The organism is Acinetobacter sp. ANC 4654 (genome assembly GCF_002135425.1).
GTDB classification, from domain to species: Bacteria; Pseudomonadota; Gammaproteobacteria; order Pseudomonadales; family Moraxellaceae; genus Acinetobacter; species Acinetobacter kyonggiensis.
Window position 1 is genome coordinate 59,545 of record NZ_NEGL01000002.1, and the last position, 14,981, is coordinate 74,525.

Annotated in this window: 14 protein-coding genes; 9 read left to right on the forward strand and 5 right to left on the reverse strand. The window is 41.4% G+C overall.

Features of this window, described 5'->3' with window-relative positions; all coding sequences use genetic code 11:
- Positions 1 to 24: 24 nt before the first annotated feature.
- From B9T24_RS04215 to B9T24_RS04230, 4 genes are all read left to right on the forward strand, one after another.
- On the forward strand, positions 25 to 468 hold the full coding sequence (locus B9T24_RS04215) for an RrF2 family transcriptional regulator (RefSeq protein ID WP_086164643.1): 444 nt from the start codon (positions 25 to 27) through the stop codon (positions 466 to 468).
- Positions 469 to 568: 100 nt separating this feature from the next.
- Positions 569 to 1,453 (forward strand): ribosome biogenesis GTP-binding protein YihA/YsxC, encoded by an 885-nt coding sequence (gene yihA, locus B9T24_RS04220; protein WP_086164644.1) that lies wholly within the window; start codon positions 569 to 571, stop codon positions 1,451 to 1,453.
- Positions 1,454 to 1,600: 147 nt separating this feature from the next.
- Positions 1,601 to 2,545, forward strand: coding sequence for a metal-dependent hydrolase (locus B9T24_RS04225; RefSeq protein WP_086164645.1), 945 nt, complete (start codon positions 1,601 to 1,603; stop codon positions 2,543 to 2,545).
- A 92-nt stretch (positions 2,546 to 2,637) separates the two neighbouring features.
- Positions 2,638 to 3,057 (forward strand): VOC family protein, encoded by a 420-nt coding sequence (locus B9T24_RS04230; protein ID WP_086164646.1) that lies wholly within the window; start codon positions 2,638 to 2,640, stop codon positions 3,055 to 3,057.
- On the opposite strand, the gene B9T24_RS04235 is transcribed toward B9T24_RS04230, so the two are convergent.
- Together B9T24_RS04235 and B9T24_RS04240 are read right to left on the reverse strand one after the other, a co-directional pair.
- Positions 3,054 to 4,292 (reverse strand): dicarboxylate/amino acid:cation symporter, encoded by a 1,239-nt coding sequence (locus B9T24_RS04235; protein ID WP_086164647.1) that lies wholly within the window; start codon positions 4,290 to 4,292, stop codon positions 3,054 to 3,056. The two genes, B9T24_RS04230 and B9T24_RS04235, sit on opposite strands and share 4 nt — an antisense overlap.
- 706 nt (positions 4,293 to 4,998) lie before the next feature.
- Positions 4,999 to 5,871, reverse strand: coding sequence for an acyl-CoA thioesterase (locus B9T24_RS04240; protein ID WP_086164648.1), 873 nt, complete (start codon positions 5,869 to 5,871; stop codon positions 4,999 to 5,001).
- 291 nt (positions 5,872 to 6,162) lie between these two features.
- Between B9T24_RS04240 and plsB the strand changes: the two genes are divergently transcribed.
- Entirely contained in the window at positions 6,163 to 8,739 is a 2,577-nt protein-coding gene (gene plsB, locus B9T24_RS04245) for a glycerol-3-phosphate 1-O-acyltransferase PlsB (RefSeq protein ID WP_086164649.1), read from the forward strand.
- Positions 8,740 to 8,782: 43 nt separating this feature from the next.
- Here plsB and B9T24_RS04250 read toward each other — a convergent pair whose 3' ends face one another.
- A complete protein-coding gene (locus B9T24_RS04250) occupies positions 8,783 to 9,586 on the reverse strand; it encodes a sugar nucleotide-binding protein (RefSeq protein WP_086164650.1) in 804 nt (267 codons plus the stop codon).
- 34 nt (positions 9,587 to 9,620) lie between these two features.
- Between B9T24_RS04250 and recG the strand changes: the two genes are divergently transcribed.
- From recG to B9T24_RS04265, 3 genes are read left to right on the forward strand one after another with little or no spacing between them, the layout of a single operon-like run.
- The gene (recG, locus tag B9T24_RS04255; RefSeq protein ID WP_086164651.1) at positions 9,621 to 11,666 is read left to right on the forward strand and encodes an ATP-dependent DNA helicase RecG; all 2,046 of its coding nucleotides are present in this window, start codon (positions 9,621 to 9,623) and stop codon (positions 11,664 to 11,666) included.
- An 18-nt stretch (positions 11,667 to 11,684) separates the two neighbouring features.
- Positions 11,685 to 12,071 carry a hypothetical protein gene (locus B9T24_RS04260; protein WP_086164652.1) on the forward strand — a complete coding sequence of 129 codons (387 nt, stop codon included), beginning with the start codon at positions 11,685 to 11,687 and terminating at the stop codon, positions 12,069 to 12,071.
- 44 nt (positions 12,072 to 12,115) lie between these two features.
- Positions 12,116 to 12,748, forward strand: coding sequence for a ComF family protein (locus B9T24_RS04265; RefSeq protein WP_086164653.1), 633 nt, complete (start codon positions 12,116 to 12,118; stop codon positions 12,746 to 12,748).
- 43 nt (positions 12,749 to 12,791) lie between these two features.
- On the opposite strand, the gene B9T24_RS04270 is transcribed toward B9T24_RS04265, so the two are convergent.
- Both B9T24_RS04270 and B9T24_RS04275 read right to left on the reverse strand, forming a co-directional pair.
- Positions 12,792 to 13,193 (reverse strand): NUDIX hydrolase, encoded by a 402-nt coding sequence (locus tag B9T24_RS04270; protein ID WP_086164654.1) that lies wholly within the window; start codon positions 13,191 to 13,193, stop codon positions 12,792 to 12,794.
- A 2-nt stretch (positions 13,194 to 13,195) separates the two neighbouring features.
- Positions 13,196 to 13,789: a TIGR00730 family Rossman fold protein gene (locus B9T24_RS04275; protein WP_086164916.1), complete on the reverse strand. Its 594-nt coding sequence runs from the start codon at positions 13,787 to 13,789 to the stop codon at positions 13,196 to 13,198.
- 152 nt (positions 13,790 to 13,941) lie between these two features.
- Here B9T24_RS04275 and B9T24_RS04280 point away from each other — a divergent pair, with 152 nt between their 5' ends.
- On the forward strand, positions 13,942 to 14,955 hold the full coding sequence (locus B9T24_RS04280; RefSeq protein ID WP_086164655.1) for a CorA family divalent cation transporter: 1,014 nt from the start codon (positions 13,942 to 13,944) through the stop codon (positions 14,953 to 14,955).
- Positions 14,956 to 14,981 lie beyond the last annotated feature (26 nt).

The following is a 14,981-nucleotide window of genomic DNA, read 5'->3' on the forward strand; positions in this document are numbered from 1 at the left end:
TTTACCTTAAACACCCGTATTATCATGCAGCTAAATAAATTTACTGATTATGCTCTGCGTATTTTAATGTATATCTCACAACCCCAAGACAGCCCTTATACCATTGCAGAAATTGCACAAAATTTACGCGTCTCACAAAATCATTTGGTTAAAATTGTCCATTTCATGGGAAAACAAGATTGGATCATCACCACGCGTGGTAAAGGTGGCGGGATTCGTTTAAATGCAGAAACTTTAAATTTAAATTTGGGATACATTGTTCGGATCTTACAAGGCAATAACCAGATTGTAGAATGCAATACTCCACCTTGCGTACTTCGCCACAACTGTGGTCTTAAAGGTATTCTAGATCAAGCACTTGAACAGTTTTACCAGTCTTTAGATCAATACCGTTTAGTCGATGTTCTTGATCAAAGCAACGCCAGCAAAGTTGCAACTTCATCGCCTATTTCACTGATTAATCTTTAAATCACCACGCAAAGTTTTCCGCTTTCAAAATGCAAAGGTCGCTTGCCTAGACGACTTCCTTTATAATGCTTCTTTGTAGATCATTTATTGAAGTTGAGTTATGCACCACAGCAGAGGAAAATCCAAAAACAGTAAAATTTCGGCTGCGCCTAAGCAAAAGATTAGCTATGAGAAAAAAGTTGATCCAGCCATTACTGAGTACTCTGTTCGCTCGCTGAACTGGTTACACAAAGCCGAATTTTTAATGAGTGCGCCTAAGCTCAACCTTTGCGTAGATGATACAGGCTATGAAATTGCGTTTGCAGGTCGCTCCAATGCTGGTAAATCAAGTGCAATTAATGCATTAACCAACCAAAAGCAATTGGCACGTGCATCGAAAAGGCCGGGTCGCACCCAAATGATTAACTTCTTTAGCTTGGGTAATCCAGATCAACGCTTGGTCGATTTACCCGGCTATGGTTATGCAGCCGTACCTGAAGCGATGAAACTGGTTTGGCAAAAAGAACTGGAAAACTATTTAATTCATCGCCAAAGCCTACAAGGTTTGGTGTTGCTGATGGATATTCGTCATCCATTACAACACTTTGACGTCATGATGTTGGAATGGGCATATTCACGTAAATTATTTGTGCATGTGTTATTAACCAAGTCAGACAAATTAAACCGTGGCCCTGCATCAAAAGTACTGCAAGAAGTGCAACAACAATTGAAAAAAATGAAGCTTCAGTTCTCCATTCAATTGTTCTCATCCATGAATAAACAAGGTTTAGAAGAACTTGCCAGTGTGATGGGCGGTCGTCTGAACTTTACCCTCGAACAAGCCAGCGCATTTGATTTAGACAGTATTCCTGATGCATCAGCAGATGAAATTGAGTTTGTTGAAGGCGATGAGGAACTGTTTGATGAAAGCGAATTTGAAGATGCGATGCTTGAAGATGAAAGCATCGACCATAGCTCAGCAGATCTACCTAAAAACGGGCAATAATCTATATCAGTCAGATTATCTGACCAAACTCATCATCTATTGATATTTGAATGTCCTCTATTGCTAACCACAATTGAGGGCATTTTTTTATACTGATTCTAAAGCAACGTGAATACACTCACAGTGAAAAAACAATAGGACAGGATGATGAAGCTTTTATCTTTACTCAAGAAGTCTAAAATTGGATCTTCAATTCAATACCAAATTAAACCGCGAAAAGTGAAATTTGAATGGCAAGAAACACCCGTCGACTGGATTCCCAACCATCCTTTTACCAGTTACTTCATCAACGAAATTAATATGATTTTACCTGCCGGTGAATTTTGGTTTTGTCGCCTTTACAACAAAGTTCTAGCGCAAATTAGCGATGAAAAACTCAAAGAAGATGTCAAAGCTTTTATTCGCCAAGAAGCCATGCATGCTCAAGCCCATGCTTCAGCCAACAAAGAATATCTGACTGTGCGTAACATTGATGTACAACGTAATCTTGAAATTATGGATTTTCTCTTTGGTCAATTGCTGGCAGACCAACCGTTAGGTTTAAAAGTCCCTAAAGTACTCGAACATCAATGGGATTTATTTCGTCTCGGGATTATTGCCACAGTTGAACATATGACCTGCGTGCTTGGAAAATATGTTTTATACAACCAGCATTGGGAACAACTGGGTGCGGATCCTGCCATGTTAGACCTTGTTAAATGGCATGGTGCTGAAGAAATTGAACACCGTACCGTGGCCTTTGATTTGTACCGTCATTTGGGTGGTGGCTATATTGCACGTTACTATTTAAGTGTGGCGGTGATTGTTGGCGTACTGGGTTTATGGGTTGACGGCGCAGCGCATATTATGAAGCAAGATGAACGTTTTAAATCAATTCGTCCCAGCGTGTTTAAACCGTGGATTTGGCGCGAATGGTATGCCATTTCACAAAAAGATAACCGCATCATGCCGAATCCATTTTGGTTGGTTTCACAACAATTGGGTTATTTAATGCCGTGGTATGATCCTGTGCATGAAGCCAAAACCGAAGATGCCATTGCCTATTTAGACCACTCCCCTGCGGCAAAACGCGCAGCACTGAAAGTCGCTTAAAGCAGTCACACAAATACCAAACAGTAGGGCTTTATGCCCTACTTTTATTTGCATTACAATACATCCAGGTCAAAAAAAGATCAGGATAAAAGATGAAACCCTATATTTCTGTCATCACGCTTGCTGTTAACAACTTAGAGCAGTCATTGAAGTTTTATTGTGAAGGTTTAGGTCTACATAGCAAAGGTATTCTGGGTCAAGAATATGAATATGGTGCGGTTGCTTTTATTGAACTCCAGTCGGATATAAAACTCGCTTTATGGTCACAACAAAGTATTCAGCATGATACGGGTCTAGAACTCAGTACAATGTGTCCAACCCAAATGACCCTTGGACATAACGTTTTTAGTCCACTAGAGGTCGATCAAGTCATGGCGCAAGCAGCACGTGCAGGTGCCCAAATTATCAAACCAGCACAAGCCACATTTTACGGTGGCTATGCCGGTTATTTTCAAGACCCCAATGGACATTTATGGGAAGTGGTATGGAATCCGTGTTGGGAAAATGATTAAGTGGCCATTTCATCATCGCGGGTATGACGGTCTACCACCACACTAATCATCATATCGCCTTGTACATTGACCACAGTACGTACCGTATCCAGCAAACGATCTATCGGCAATAAAATGGCAATCGCTTCGGCAGGCAAACCCACCGATTGCAACACCATAATCATGGTCACCATACCTGCACTAGGAATGCCCGGTGCACCGAGTGATGCAATCATTGCGGTTAAACAAACAATTAGCTGCTGCCCGATGCTTAAATCTAACCCCATCAGATTGGCAATAAATAAAGCAGCAGCAGCTTCATACAGTGCTGTACCATCCATATTCAATTGTGTACCCAATGGGATAACAAAACCGGCTGTTGCAGGACGTACACCTAAATTTTCTTGCGCACATTTCATCGAAAGTGGCATGGTGGCAGAACTTGAACTGGTGGCAAAAGCGGTAATCAGTGCGCTACGTGCTCCTTTAAAAAAGGTCAGCGGACTCATCTTGCCAAAAATCCACAGTAACAGCGGTAAAACCACAACCCCATGAAAAATGGTGGTTCCCGTCACCACAGCAGCGAACTCAACCAAACGGTTCAGCACTGAAATATCTTCCGTAGCAATCAATTTCGCCAGTAAAGCAAAAATACCAATCGGCGCCAGTCGCATCACCCAAATAATCATGAACATCATCATGTCAAAAAACTGTTGGCTCAGTTGCCGTACCGTTTTAAAACGCTCACCGCCATGCACCAAAGCCACACCAAAAAACAAAGCAAACACCACCACAGCAAGAACATTGCCTTCAGAAAATGCTTTAAAGGGATTAATTAAGGTGTTTTGAATAAAATTAGTTAAAAATGAGGTTGGGGTTAACGTATCCGGTGTTTGATGCTGATTCATGGCATCCTGAAACATCGCAATGTCTACACCCTTCCCAACATCAAACAAATGCGCACAACCAATGCCGAGTATCAAAGCCAAAGTCGTGGTCGTGACACAGCAGGCCAAAGTGATTTTCCAAACCTTACCCAATTGCCCACCCGATTGTAAATTGGATACACCGACGACAATTGAACTAAAAATAAGAGGCACTAAAAGCATCTTCAATAAGCCAATAAAAATACTACTGGCAATCCCCAAGCCATACAAACTAGCATCAAAAAATGGGGTATTCGGATAAAAATTGAGAATAAAGCCAAAAGCTACGCCCAAAATCGCAGCAATTAAAATTTGTGTGTTTAAGCCCATTTCTGCATGCTTTTATTGTTCAGTCTTGTAGGCACTATGCCATGCCCTATTTTTAGAATCGAGGAATTTTTTGTCACAAGTTCAGCATAAATATGCCAAAGCATGATTCACCCTTTATCTGAATCAACAACGGCTTAATAAAGATATGGCATAAAATCTGCTTTTGAATTAGAACCATCGCCCCCATAATTAAAAGAGCAAAAATATGAAAAAAATAATCCTCATCGCCGCGCTGCTTTTAAGCATAGGGCAAACTTTTGCTCATTCAGGTCATGGCTGCCATAAAGATGTCTCCGAAGACATTCCACGCTACCACTAACACTCCACCATCAAAAACTGGGCTATATGCCCTAATGCCAGTCAGTTAAGGAGTTTTACAATTAACTCCTTAACTTTTTAGTTATTCACGACGGAGTCTTATCTCTTTAAATCAAATCCTTGGAGCTCGTTTGTTCCTTGCGAAACAATGTTTCTCATTAGCAAAAAGAACCAAAAACATTTGTCATCCGCAAAACTCGTCGAATACCTGTTATTGATCAATTAATCGCAGAAACTTTACTTTTTTTACAGTAGTTTTGCCTCAAACAGTTGCTGATGACGTTTCCGCGTATCAAGTAACATTATGAATTTAAAATAAAAAAACCAGTCAATTTCTTAACTGACTGGCATTAGCTATATGCCCAGTTTTTTAAAGTAAAATGACACTTTATTGGGTTTCAATTTCACGAATACGAATTAAACCTTCTTGTGTTGTACTACATACCAGCTCACCATTTTGCCACATGCGACCGAAGTTTAAACCGCGCGAACTTGCACTTACGGTCGCATCCATGTCGTACAGCATCCATTCATCCACACGGAATGGTTTATGGAAATACATGGCATGGTCGATACTGGCACATTGCAAACTAGGCGATAAATAACTTAAACCATGCGGACGAAGTGCCGTGGTCATTAAAGTAAAGTCTGAATAGAATGCGGCAATGGCTTGATGCAAAGAAATCTCGTCCATTTCTGGCGCGATTTTATCGTGCGTACGTAAATAGTGCGCATACGAAGGTGCTTCAGGCTGCGGTTGAAATGGATTGCTTGGATCAATTGGACGGATATCAATATGACGATCACGCATAAAACTGGCACGGACGTTTTCGGGTACAAATTCAACCAGTAATTTTTTTAATTCAGCTTCAGACTTCAATGTTTCAACGGCTGGATATTCAGGTTCAGCAATCTGATAATTTAAACCTTCTTCTGGATGTGCAAAAGAAATCATCGCGGTAAAAATGGTTCGACCATGTTGAATGGCTCGGACTTGGCGACTGACAAAGCTTTTGCCATCACGTAACCGATCAACTTGATACAAAATAGGGGCATTCACATCGCCACCATACAAAAAATAAGCATGCAATGAATGTGCAGGACGATCTGTAGTATACGATGCCGCGCGTAATGCCTGTCCTAATACTTGCCCACCGAAAACACGCTTGCCAACCAAGTTTCGACTTATTCCTCGGTAGATATTTTCTTCAATTTTTTCAAGACTCAATAATTCAACCAATTCTTGGGTTAACGCGTTCATAAGCGACCTTTTTGATGTGGAATATCGGAGATGGAGGCGGAAAATTTAAATCAATTAAATAAACTATTTTATCTATTTTGCCACAAATTCAGACTAAATCCCTAGTGTTAGTCTAACTAGTCTGTCACATTGTTTTTGGATTATAGTGACTAAAAATACGATTTTTAACGATAAAATTTTACAATCAATATGCATTTTGTCAGAAAATGACATACAGTTTTAAATTACAATAATGCAAAACCATCCCCCCTCAGAAAATCTGGGGTTGCGGTCATTTAAGTAGGAGTGTGTATGTCCAAGAGTGGCTTTGGTCAAATCTATCGTCAGTTTTCCAGTAAACTGCTTGACCTTGTGGTAACTCCACATGTTCTTGGTGAGGTTCCTACTGAACCGACAGCTACAGACGTAAAAACAACAACAGACCAACCTATTCAACAAAAAATAGTCTGTTATGTTTTACAAAATTACTCACGCAGCAATGCTTTGATTGTGGATGGTGAAACACGTCGTCTCAAACTATCACCCGCGTTAAATCCATTGGTCATCGGTGATCATAAAGAAAAAGCATCGGTGTTATTTTTACAGCATCACGATGAAAATAATTTACTCAATCCGCCACCCCATGCTTTTCCACCGCGCTTATTACGTCTGATCGATGTTTTAGAACAGCACCCTGAAATTGATATTGAACTGATTCCTGTCACTGTACTTTGGGGACGTTCGCCCGATAAAGAAGATTCTTGGTTCAAACTGCTGTTTACCGATACTTGGGCAACACCAGGTACAGTCAAACAATTGGTTAATATTGGCCTGCATGGTCGTCAGTCCTATTTAGAATTCCATAAAGGACAATCTTTACGTGCACTGGTCAATTTTGCCAAAAAGACCCATCCAAACTTGTCTCCTGCGACCTATATTCTAAATACCCTGAATAACTATTTAGATGGTCAACGTGAAGTTGTGCTCGGCCCTGACCTATCAGACCGTCGTAATGTGGTGCATTCACTGATTAAGTCTCACGATGTACAAGATGCTATTCGTCGTGAAAGTATTCGCAGTAAAGTCAGCATGATTGAAGCTGAACGTCGTGCCATTGGTTATTTGAACGAAATTGTCTCTGACTATTCACATTCAGCGGTTCGCTTTGCCGATATGGCACTTACGCGTTTATGGACCCAGCTTTATGATGGTGTAGAAGTTCACAACTTCAGTACAGTACGTGAACTGGCGAAAGACTACCAAATTATCTACACCCCATGCCACCGTAGCCACATCGACTATTTATTACTGTCTTATGTTATTTACAAACGTGGCATGATGGTGCCGTACATTGCTGCGGGCGATAACTTGAATATGCCTTTTGTCGGGCAATTACTGCGTGGTGGCGGTGCCTTCTTTATCCGTCGTACCTTCCGTGGCAATGGCTTGTACACTACGGTATTTAAAGAATACCTGTACAGTATTTTGTCCCGCAACACACCGTTGGAATACTTCATTGAAGGTGGTCGTTCACGGACGGGGCGCTTACTACCCGCCAAAACTGGCATGCTGGCCATGACCGTGCATAGTCATTTACGTGGTCGAGCGAAACCAATTGTGTTCTTACCGACCTACATTGGTTATGAACGTCTGATGGAAGGTTCAACTTATGTCGGTGAAATGCAAGGCAAGCCAAAAGAGTCTGAATCGATTGTTGGTATTTTAAAAAGCTTACGTAAAATCGAACGTATTTTCGGTAAAGTGCATGTCAACTTTGGTGAACCTGTGTTTTTAGATGATTTACTCAAAAAACATGGTGCCGATCAAATCAAAATTGAAAAGAATGACGAACCTATTCCGCAGCAAGTATCGGATGCAGTGAATGGTTCAGCGCATGCCATCCTAGAAAATATTAATCGTGCTGTGGTGATCAATCCTGTATCCCTGTTGTCGTTAATTTTATTGGCCACCCCAAAACATACCTTAGATGAAGAAATTTGCATTAAACAGCTTGATGCCTATCGTAATTTAGTCACTGCTTTACCGTACGATGCTCGCGCACAAGTGACACCGCTTTCTGGTAAAGAAATTATTGCCTACGGTTTAAAACTCAAACTGATTAAACGCGTTAAGCATGTGCTGGGCGATATTATTGCGATTGAAGACAATCAAGCCGTTTTGCTGACGTACTTCCGCAATAACATTTTGCATGCCTTTGTCTTACCCTCTTTAATTGCGGCTTTGGTTAAACATAACGGTTCCATCCGCCGTGGTGATTTAATCAGTGTGATTCGTACACTTTATCCATTCTTAAAAGCTGAATTGTTCTTAAAGTGGCAAGATGATGAACTCAAAGATCAAATTTGCGCTTATGTCGATGCGTTAATTAATGCGAAACTCATCGCGGCCGATGCTGAAGATCATCTGATTTCCCCTGCTCCCAATTCAGAAGATCACAACCAATTGGTGGTGCTTGCTGCACCTGTCATGCAAAGTCTTGAGCGTTATTACATGACGTTGGCTTTAATTACCCAACGCGGTTCAGGCAATATTTCGATTCGTCAGGTGGAAGAACTCAGTCATTTGGTCGGTCAACGTCTATCTGTGCTTTATGAGTTCAACTCACCTGAATTCTTTGATAAAGCCTTATTCCAAAGCTTTATGAAAGTATTGACGCAACAAGGTTACATTCGCAACAACGAAGACAATGCCATTGTGTTTGATGAGAACTTCCAGAATGTTGCCCAGTATGCCAATCTGGTTTTAGATGATGTAACCCTGCAAATGCTTCAACACATTACGACTTTTAGTGATGATGAACTCAAAGAAGCTTTGGATGCTGTTGCCGCACAACAAGCGAAACGTCGTTTAAAGCGTAAGAAAAAATAAAGTAAAAATCCCCCTCCTTTACAAAAGGAGGGGGATTTATTTATCACTTTCCTAACATCTCTAAATAATCCTCAAAACAATCCTTATGCTGCAACTGAAAACCCATTTCAGCCATTCGCGTCGCATAAATTCTTTTTCCAGAACATTCATCACTTTGCAAAACCAACTCAGGCAGATTCAATTGTCGTTGGAACCATTGAATCGTTTCATGCAAAAGACTAGGCTGATTATTGCTGACAATATACGATTTTTCAGCATGTTCCACGTGAAGTAAATGCGCCAAAAAACTTGCCAGATCATCAAGATTAATTCGATTTGACCAGTGACGGTTCGGGTAGGTTTTAGTTTTTTCAGCCAGCTTCAACATTCGAGCCACCGATGTACCATAAATTCCCGTTGGACGAATGATGATACTTGCAGATGGATAAGCCTGCTGCCAAAGCTGCTCCATCTTTAACAATCGTCGTCCTTGTTCATCAGTTGGAATGTTTTCTGAATTATCATCGATTCGCTCACCATGATTTTCACCATAGACTCGCGTGGACGACACAACCACAACTTTTTTCACAGGATGTTGTTTTAAAGCCTTGCTGATGGGTTGTACCGAATCAACATACACCCGTTGATAAGCCTCGGGCGTACTTTCATTTGGACTCAACAACACATAGACCCAATCAATCGGTGGAATATGATCTAAATTCAGCTGATGTACGTCTTGAACCAAATGAGTTGCGTATTCATCGGTTTTAGGACTTTGACTGATTGTGGTAATTTGGTGCCCTTGCTCAAATAGTTGTTTAGCAACGCGGCAAGATGTTTTACCATAACCGATAAATAAAATATGCATAAGCACCTGATTACATAACCTAAGTTGAGGGGAAATGGCTGCCGTCCATCAATTACAAGGGGTAGGAACTGCCTCTGCTGCTTTACTGGAAAAACTGAACATTTTCACCACAGATGATTTACTGTTTCATCTGCCACGTGATTATGAAGATCGTAGCACGATCATCGCCATGAACCAATTGATCGTGGGGCGCAGTTATTTGCTCGAAGGCATGGTCAAAGGTGTCGATTTTCCACCCGGTAAACGCAAGTCTATGGCGGTGTTATTACAAGATGATTTTGGCAAAGTCACTTTGCGTTTTTATCATGTGTATAAAGCCCTGACGGATCGTGCCAAAATTGGCAATCATCTGCGCATATTTGGTGAAGTACGTGTCGGTGCGCGAGGTTTAGAACTCTACCATCCAGAAATACAGCTGATTACTGAACACACGCCACTACCTAAAACTGAACTCACCGCCATTTATCCTGCGACAGAGGGTTTAACGCAGCCCAAGCTACGTGAATATGTCAAGCAAGCACTTCAACAGCACAGCGATGATCTTCCTGAACTGTTACCAGCAAAATTCACCAATGGTTATGCACTCAAGCAGGCACTCGAATATATTCATGAACCACCAACCAATGCCAACATGTTGCAATTGGCACAAGGTTCACACCCTGCTCAGCAACGCTTAATCTTTGAAGAATTGGTTGCCCATCAACTGAGCCTGCTTTCACGTCGGGCTTATATTCAGCAAATTGAAGCACCATCTTTTTCAGTCAGTCAAAACTTTGCCAAGCAACTGTTGGCAGGCTTACCGTTTAGCATGACCGATGCACAAAAACGAGTATCTAAAGAAATTGCACAAGACCTAAAACAAAACAAACCGATGCTGCGTCTGGTTCAAGGTGATGTCGGTGCAGGAAAAACACTGGTGGCAGGTATTGCAGCGTGTCATGCGCTAGAAGAAGGTTGGCAAGTGGCACTCATGGCACCAACGGAAATTTTAGCGGAACAACATTATTTAAATTTTAAAAAATGGTTTGAACCGCTGGGTTTAACGGTGTCATGGCTTTCAGGCAAACAAAAAGGTAAAGCGCGCGCGGCAGCCGAACAAAGCATTAAAGATGGCTCAGCGCATTTAGTGATCGGCACACATGCCTTATTTCAAGACAATGTTGCCTTTGCCAAACTCGGTTTGGTGATTATTGATGAACAGCATCGCTTTGGGGTCGATCAGCGTCTAGCACTACGCAACAAGGGTGCACAAAATATGACCCCACACCAATTGGTGATGACAGCCACCCCCATTCCCCGTACCTTGGCGATGTCGGCATATGGTGATTTGGATACCTCTGTAATTGATGAATTACCGCCGGGACGAACCCCGATTCAAACCGTGACCATTCCGCTGGATCGACGTGAAGAAGTTTTAAGTCGGATCGCCAGCAATTGTGCGGCAGGCAAACAAGCCTATTGGGTTTGTACCTTGGTTGAACAATCCGAAACCTTAGATGCACAAGCTGCTGAAGCCACTTTTGCTGAAATTAAAGACCGTTTTCCTCATCTGAACACGGGCTTAGTACATGGCAAAATGAAAGCCGATGAAAAGCAATTGGTGATGCAACAATTCAAAGACAATCAATTGCAGTTACTGATTGCCACGACCGTCATTGAAGTGGGTGTAGATGTACCGAATGCATCCATCATGGTGATTGAAAATGCAGAACGCCTCGGACTTTCTCAACTACATCAGCTTCGTGGTCGCGTTGGGCGGGGTGCAACAGCCAGTTTTTGTGCCCTGCTCTACAAACACCCTTTATCGCAAAATGGACAAGAACGCCTACGCATTATGCGCGAAACCAATGATGGTTTTATCATTGCAGAAAAAGACTTGGAAATTCGTGGGCCGGGTGAATTACTCGGCACCAAACAAACGGGTGACATGGGCTTTCGGGTAGCTAAATTAGAACGCGATGATCATTTACTCAATCAAGCACATTATGTCGCGCAGCAAATTTTAAAAGATTATCCTGAAAATGCGCAGGCTTTGTTAAAACGCTGGCTACCTGAAGCACCGCGCTATGCCTATGTCTAAAAGAACAGGACAGTTAAAATGACTCAAAATATACCTGTTCCATATGATTCAGAATTTCAATCTCCAATTCCAAGCATTTGGAAGGACTGCATTATTCAAATTGTTGAGGCTTTTAAAGATAAAGATTTGGCCCGTTTAAACACGCTTCCATCTGTTCAACGTATTGACTTAGCATATGCTTCAAAAATTGCAGAAAATATTGATGCTTATGGCGCTCATCTCATGAGCTTAGCTGAAGAATCATGGCATACATCCGTATGTATATACATGGAAAATGAATCTTGGAAGGCCATTATCGATTTATTTACCGTTGAAGAAGGCAGAAGTGATTTAATCATTGATCTTTTTATCTTCAAGAAAGAAAATCAATTTATATTTCAAATTAATAACATTTATGTCCCATAATCAATTGATGATCAATAAAATAAAAATATAATCTTGAGAATAAGATGCTTCAATTCATTAACCCATTACTTCACAAAGCTCTACAAAGCATCTCGTCCTGTCAACTCTGTAATACTGAGCAACAACAGATCCACTCTGTCTGTGCAGATTGCTGGCAACAATTACCGTGGTTGAAAAGTACCGTGCAACGGCAGGAAATGGATATTCAAAGTGCTTATCATTATGACTACCCGATTGATCGTATCATTCAAAAATTTAAATACGAACAACACCTGCATTTTCAGCAGCTATTGGCGGGTGCATTCATGCAACTACGGCTGCCCAAAGTCCAAGCCATTGTACCCATGCCCATTTCCAATCAACGCCTAGCAGAACGTGGTTATAATCAATCCTTGGTGCTTGGCAAGATTTTAGCCAAGCAATTAGACCTGCCGATTTGGCAACCCATCACGCGCTTACAACAACATTCACAAAAAGGCTTAACTCGCCTAGAGCGCATTGAAAATATTCAGCAGCAATTCCAAATCAATACAACGTCCAAACTGTGTTATCGCCGTGTACTTATTTTGGATGATGTGGTGACGACAGGAAGTTCAATTTTTGCGTTAAAACAAAAACTTGAGCAATTGGGCTGTCAGAAAGTCTATGCGGCATGTATTGCGAGTGCAGCGATTTAAGCCATCGCTGCATCACTGTTCTCGCGTAGCGTAATAGACTAAATCAAACCTCTACCTTTAAATAGTTTTTTACCCATGGCATCACAATTTCTGTGGTTAAAGGTGCAAGTAAGGTACTTTGATCATCCAAATCTACCCATTTCATCTCGGCAATTTCGGCATCAATTTGGGGTGCATGATCTAAAGTTACGACATACACATAACTGACCAATTGATGATCTGGTTCATTTGCTGTTGCCGTTTCATAACGGCCAACAAATTGTTCAATCTGTGCCTGACAACCAATTTCTTCCTGAATTTCACGCAGCATGGTTTGTTCGGGCGGCTCATTGGGCTCCAACTTACCACCAACTTGCATAAAACATGCGGTATGATGCTTGCGCACCACCAAAAGCTGCTGTTGAGCATTTAAAATAATCGCTGCTGCAACGGTAATCACCTTCATCTTTACTTCACCAAATCCTGCTGATCGACCATACCCCATTTCGGTTGCGGTGCTTGAAAAGCATCAAATTGTTGCAAAATTTGTTCAATGGAATCTGAGGCAATAATGCTTTCAGAAAAGCGAGCATGAGTAAAACCTTTGACTGTAGTCAACTGAATGAATTTTAATAAATCATCATAAAAACCTGCCACATTTAAAAATGCACACGGCTTTAAATGAATTCCCAATTGCGCCCAAGTCCACTGCTCAAAAATTTCTTCCAAAGTGCCTGCACCACCGGGCAAGGCAATAAATGCATCCGATAATTCCGACATTTTGGTTTTACGTTCATGCATATTTTTTACCACATGTAATTCCGTTAAATGTGGATGTGCAAGTTCACGGTCAACCAAAGCATTTGGAATAACACCAATCACTTTCCCGCCTGCCTGCAAAGCACTATCCGCAACAACCCCCATCAAACCTGAACGACCACCGCCATACACCAGTGTTTTGCCTTGCTCAGCAATGGTTTGACCCATTTTTTGTGCGGTGTCTAGAAAAATGGAATCCGTCCCGATAGCTGAACCACAAAAAATTGCGATAGAATTCGTCATTTTTTCACCCTGTTTTGAAAATGTCATACTATTAAAGTAAATTTTAAGGAGATTTTTTCATAAAAAAGCAATTCGATCAGTGTTTTTATTCAATTCCTTGTCTAAAATACACCCATTGATTAAACCAGACTGCGCAGGGGAGCAAAGACAGCATGCTTGAAGCCTTTTACGCCACAGAGCGCGGTAGTTTGGAAGATGCCACTATTAATGGGGGCTTTGATCTTCATCCAGATTTAGTGTGGATTGACTTAATTGCACCCTCACAAGAAGAACAACAATGGGTCCTTGATGCTTATGAGCAAAACCTACCCACGCTAAAATCCTTAGAAGACATCTCTTCATCAGCACGATTCTACCGTGATGATGATGGTATTTTACATATCAGCACCTATTTTTTAACGAAAAATAAAAATTTTCAAGTAGATGGTGAACCAGATGACAATTCCAGTATTTTAGCCACAGTACAAACCGTTGCTTTCATTCTGCATAAAGAACGCTTATTTACCTTACGTGGTGAAAAACTGGTCGCCTTTCGTGCCTTTCGCGCACGTGCGCGCCGTAATGACTATGAAATTGACTATAAAGATCCCACGTGGGTGTTACTCGGCTTACTTGAAGCCAAACTCGATGAACTTGCGGATATCTTGGAAGATATTCACAAAGACCTAGAAAAATACTCTACAGAGGTCCTCAACAATCGTCATCGTGAACAAATACTTGATTTAGATGACATGATTACTCGCCTAGCACAACTCGAAGATATGCTAGGAAAAGCACAATTGTGTTTAATCGATTTACGCCGAGTTTTAACCTTTCTCTCGCGTCCACGGGCTTTAGGCAGTCATATTTACGATGCCGATATTCGAGAACTCAGTGAAGATGTTCGCTCACTAGTTGAACATGATGCATTCTTATTCCAAAAGGTTCGATTCTTACTCGACACCACCTCTGGATTCATTAACACCGAACAGAATGACACGATTCGTCGCTTCTCCATCTTACCCAGTATGCTTGCGCCACCCATGCTGGTTGCCAGTGTCTATGGCATGAATACAGATGTACTACCTTTTGCTAGAGGGACAACCAGTTTTGTCATGGTGGGGATTATTCTGCTGGCCTTCTTCATTGGCCCACTGATTTATTTCCGCTGGAAAAAATGGATTTGAGCGAGTTTTAAAAACACGACTTTTAA

What these genes read in the sequence shown, in the direction of transcription:
- B9T24_RS04215 (WP_086164643.1), top strand. Translation starts at nt 25, where the DNA reads ATGCAGCTAAATAAATTTACTGATTATGCTCTGCGTATTTTAATGTAT.
- yihA (WP_086164644.1), top strand. Translation starts at nt 569, where the DNA reads ATGCACCACAGCAGAGGAAAATCCAAAAACAGTAAAATTTCGGCTGCG.
- B9T24_RS04225 (WP_086164645.1), top strand. Translation starts at nt 1,601, where the DNA reads ATGAAGCTTTTATCTTTACTCAAGAAGTCTAAAATTGGATCTTCAATT.
- B9T24_RS04230 (WP_086164646.1), top strand. Translation starts at nt 2,638, where the DNA reads ATGAAACCCTATATTTCTGTCATCACGCTTGCTGTTAACAACTTAGAG.
- B9T24_RS04235 (WP_086164647.1), bottom strand. Translation starts at nt 4,292, where the DNA reads ATGGGCTTAAACACACAAATTTTAATTGCTGCGATTTTGGGCGTAGCT.
- B9T24_RS04240 (WP_086164648.1), bottom strand. Translation starts at nt 5,871, where the DNA reads ATGAACGCGTTAACCCAAGAATTGGTTGAATTATTGAGTCTTGAAAAA.
- plsB (WP_086164649.1), top strand. Translation starts at nt 6,163, where the DNA reads ATGTCCAAGAGTGGCTTTGGTCAAATCTATCGTCAGTTTTCCAGTAAA.
- B9T24_RS04250 (WP_086164650.1), bottom strand. Translation starts at nt 9,586, where the DNA reads ATGCATATTTTATTTATCGGTTATGGTAAAACATCTTGCCGCGTTGCT.
- recG (WP_086164651.1), top strand. Translation starts at nt 9,621, where the DNA reads ATGGCTGCCGTCCATCAATTACAAGGGGTAGGAACTGCCTCTGCTGCT.
- B9T24_RS04260 (WP_086164652.1), top strand. Translation starts at nt 11,685, where the DNA reads ATGACTCAAAATATACCTGTTCCATATGATTCAGAATTTCAATCTCCA.
- B9T24_RS04265 (WP_086164653.1), top strand. Translation starts at nt 12,116, where the DNA reads ATGCTTCAATTCATTAACCCATTACTTCACAAAGCTCTACAAAGCATC.
- B9T24_RS04270 (WP_086164654.1), bottom strand. Translation starts at nt 13,193, where the DNA reads ATGAAGGTGATTACCGTTGCAGCAGCGATTATTTTAAATGCTCAACAG.
- B9T24_RS04275 (WP_086164916.1), bottom strand. Translation starts at nt 13,789, where the DNA reads ATGACGAATTCTATCGCAATTTTTTGTGGTTCAGCTATCGGGACGGAT.
- B9T24_RS04280 (WP_086164655.1), top strand. Translation starts at nt 13,942, where the DNA reads ATGCTTGAAGCCTTTTACGCCACAGAGCGCGGTAGTTTGGAAGATGCC.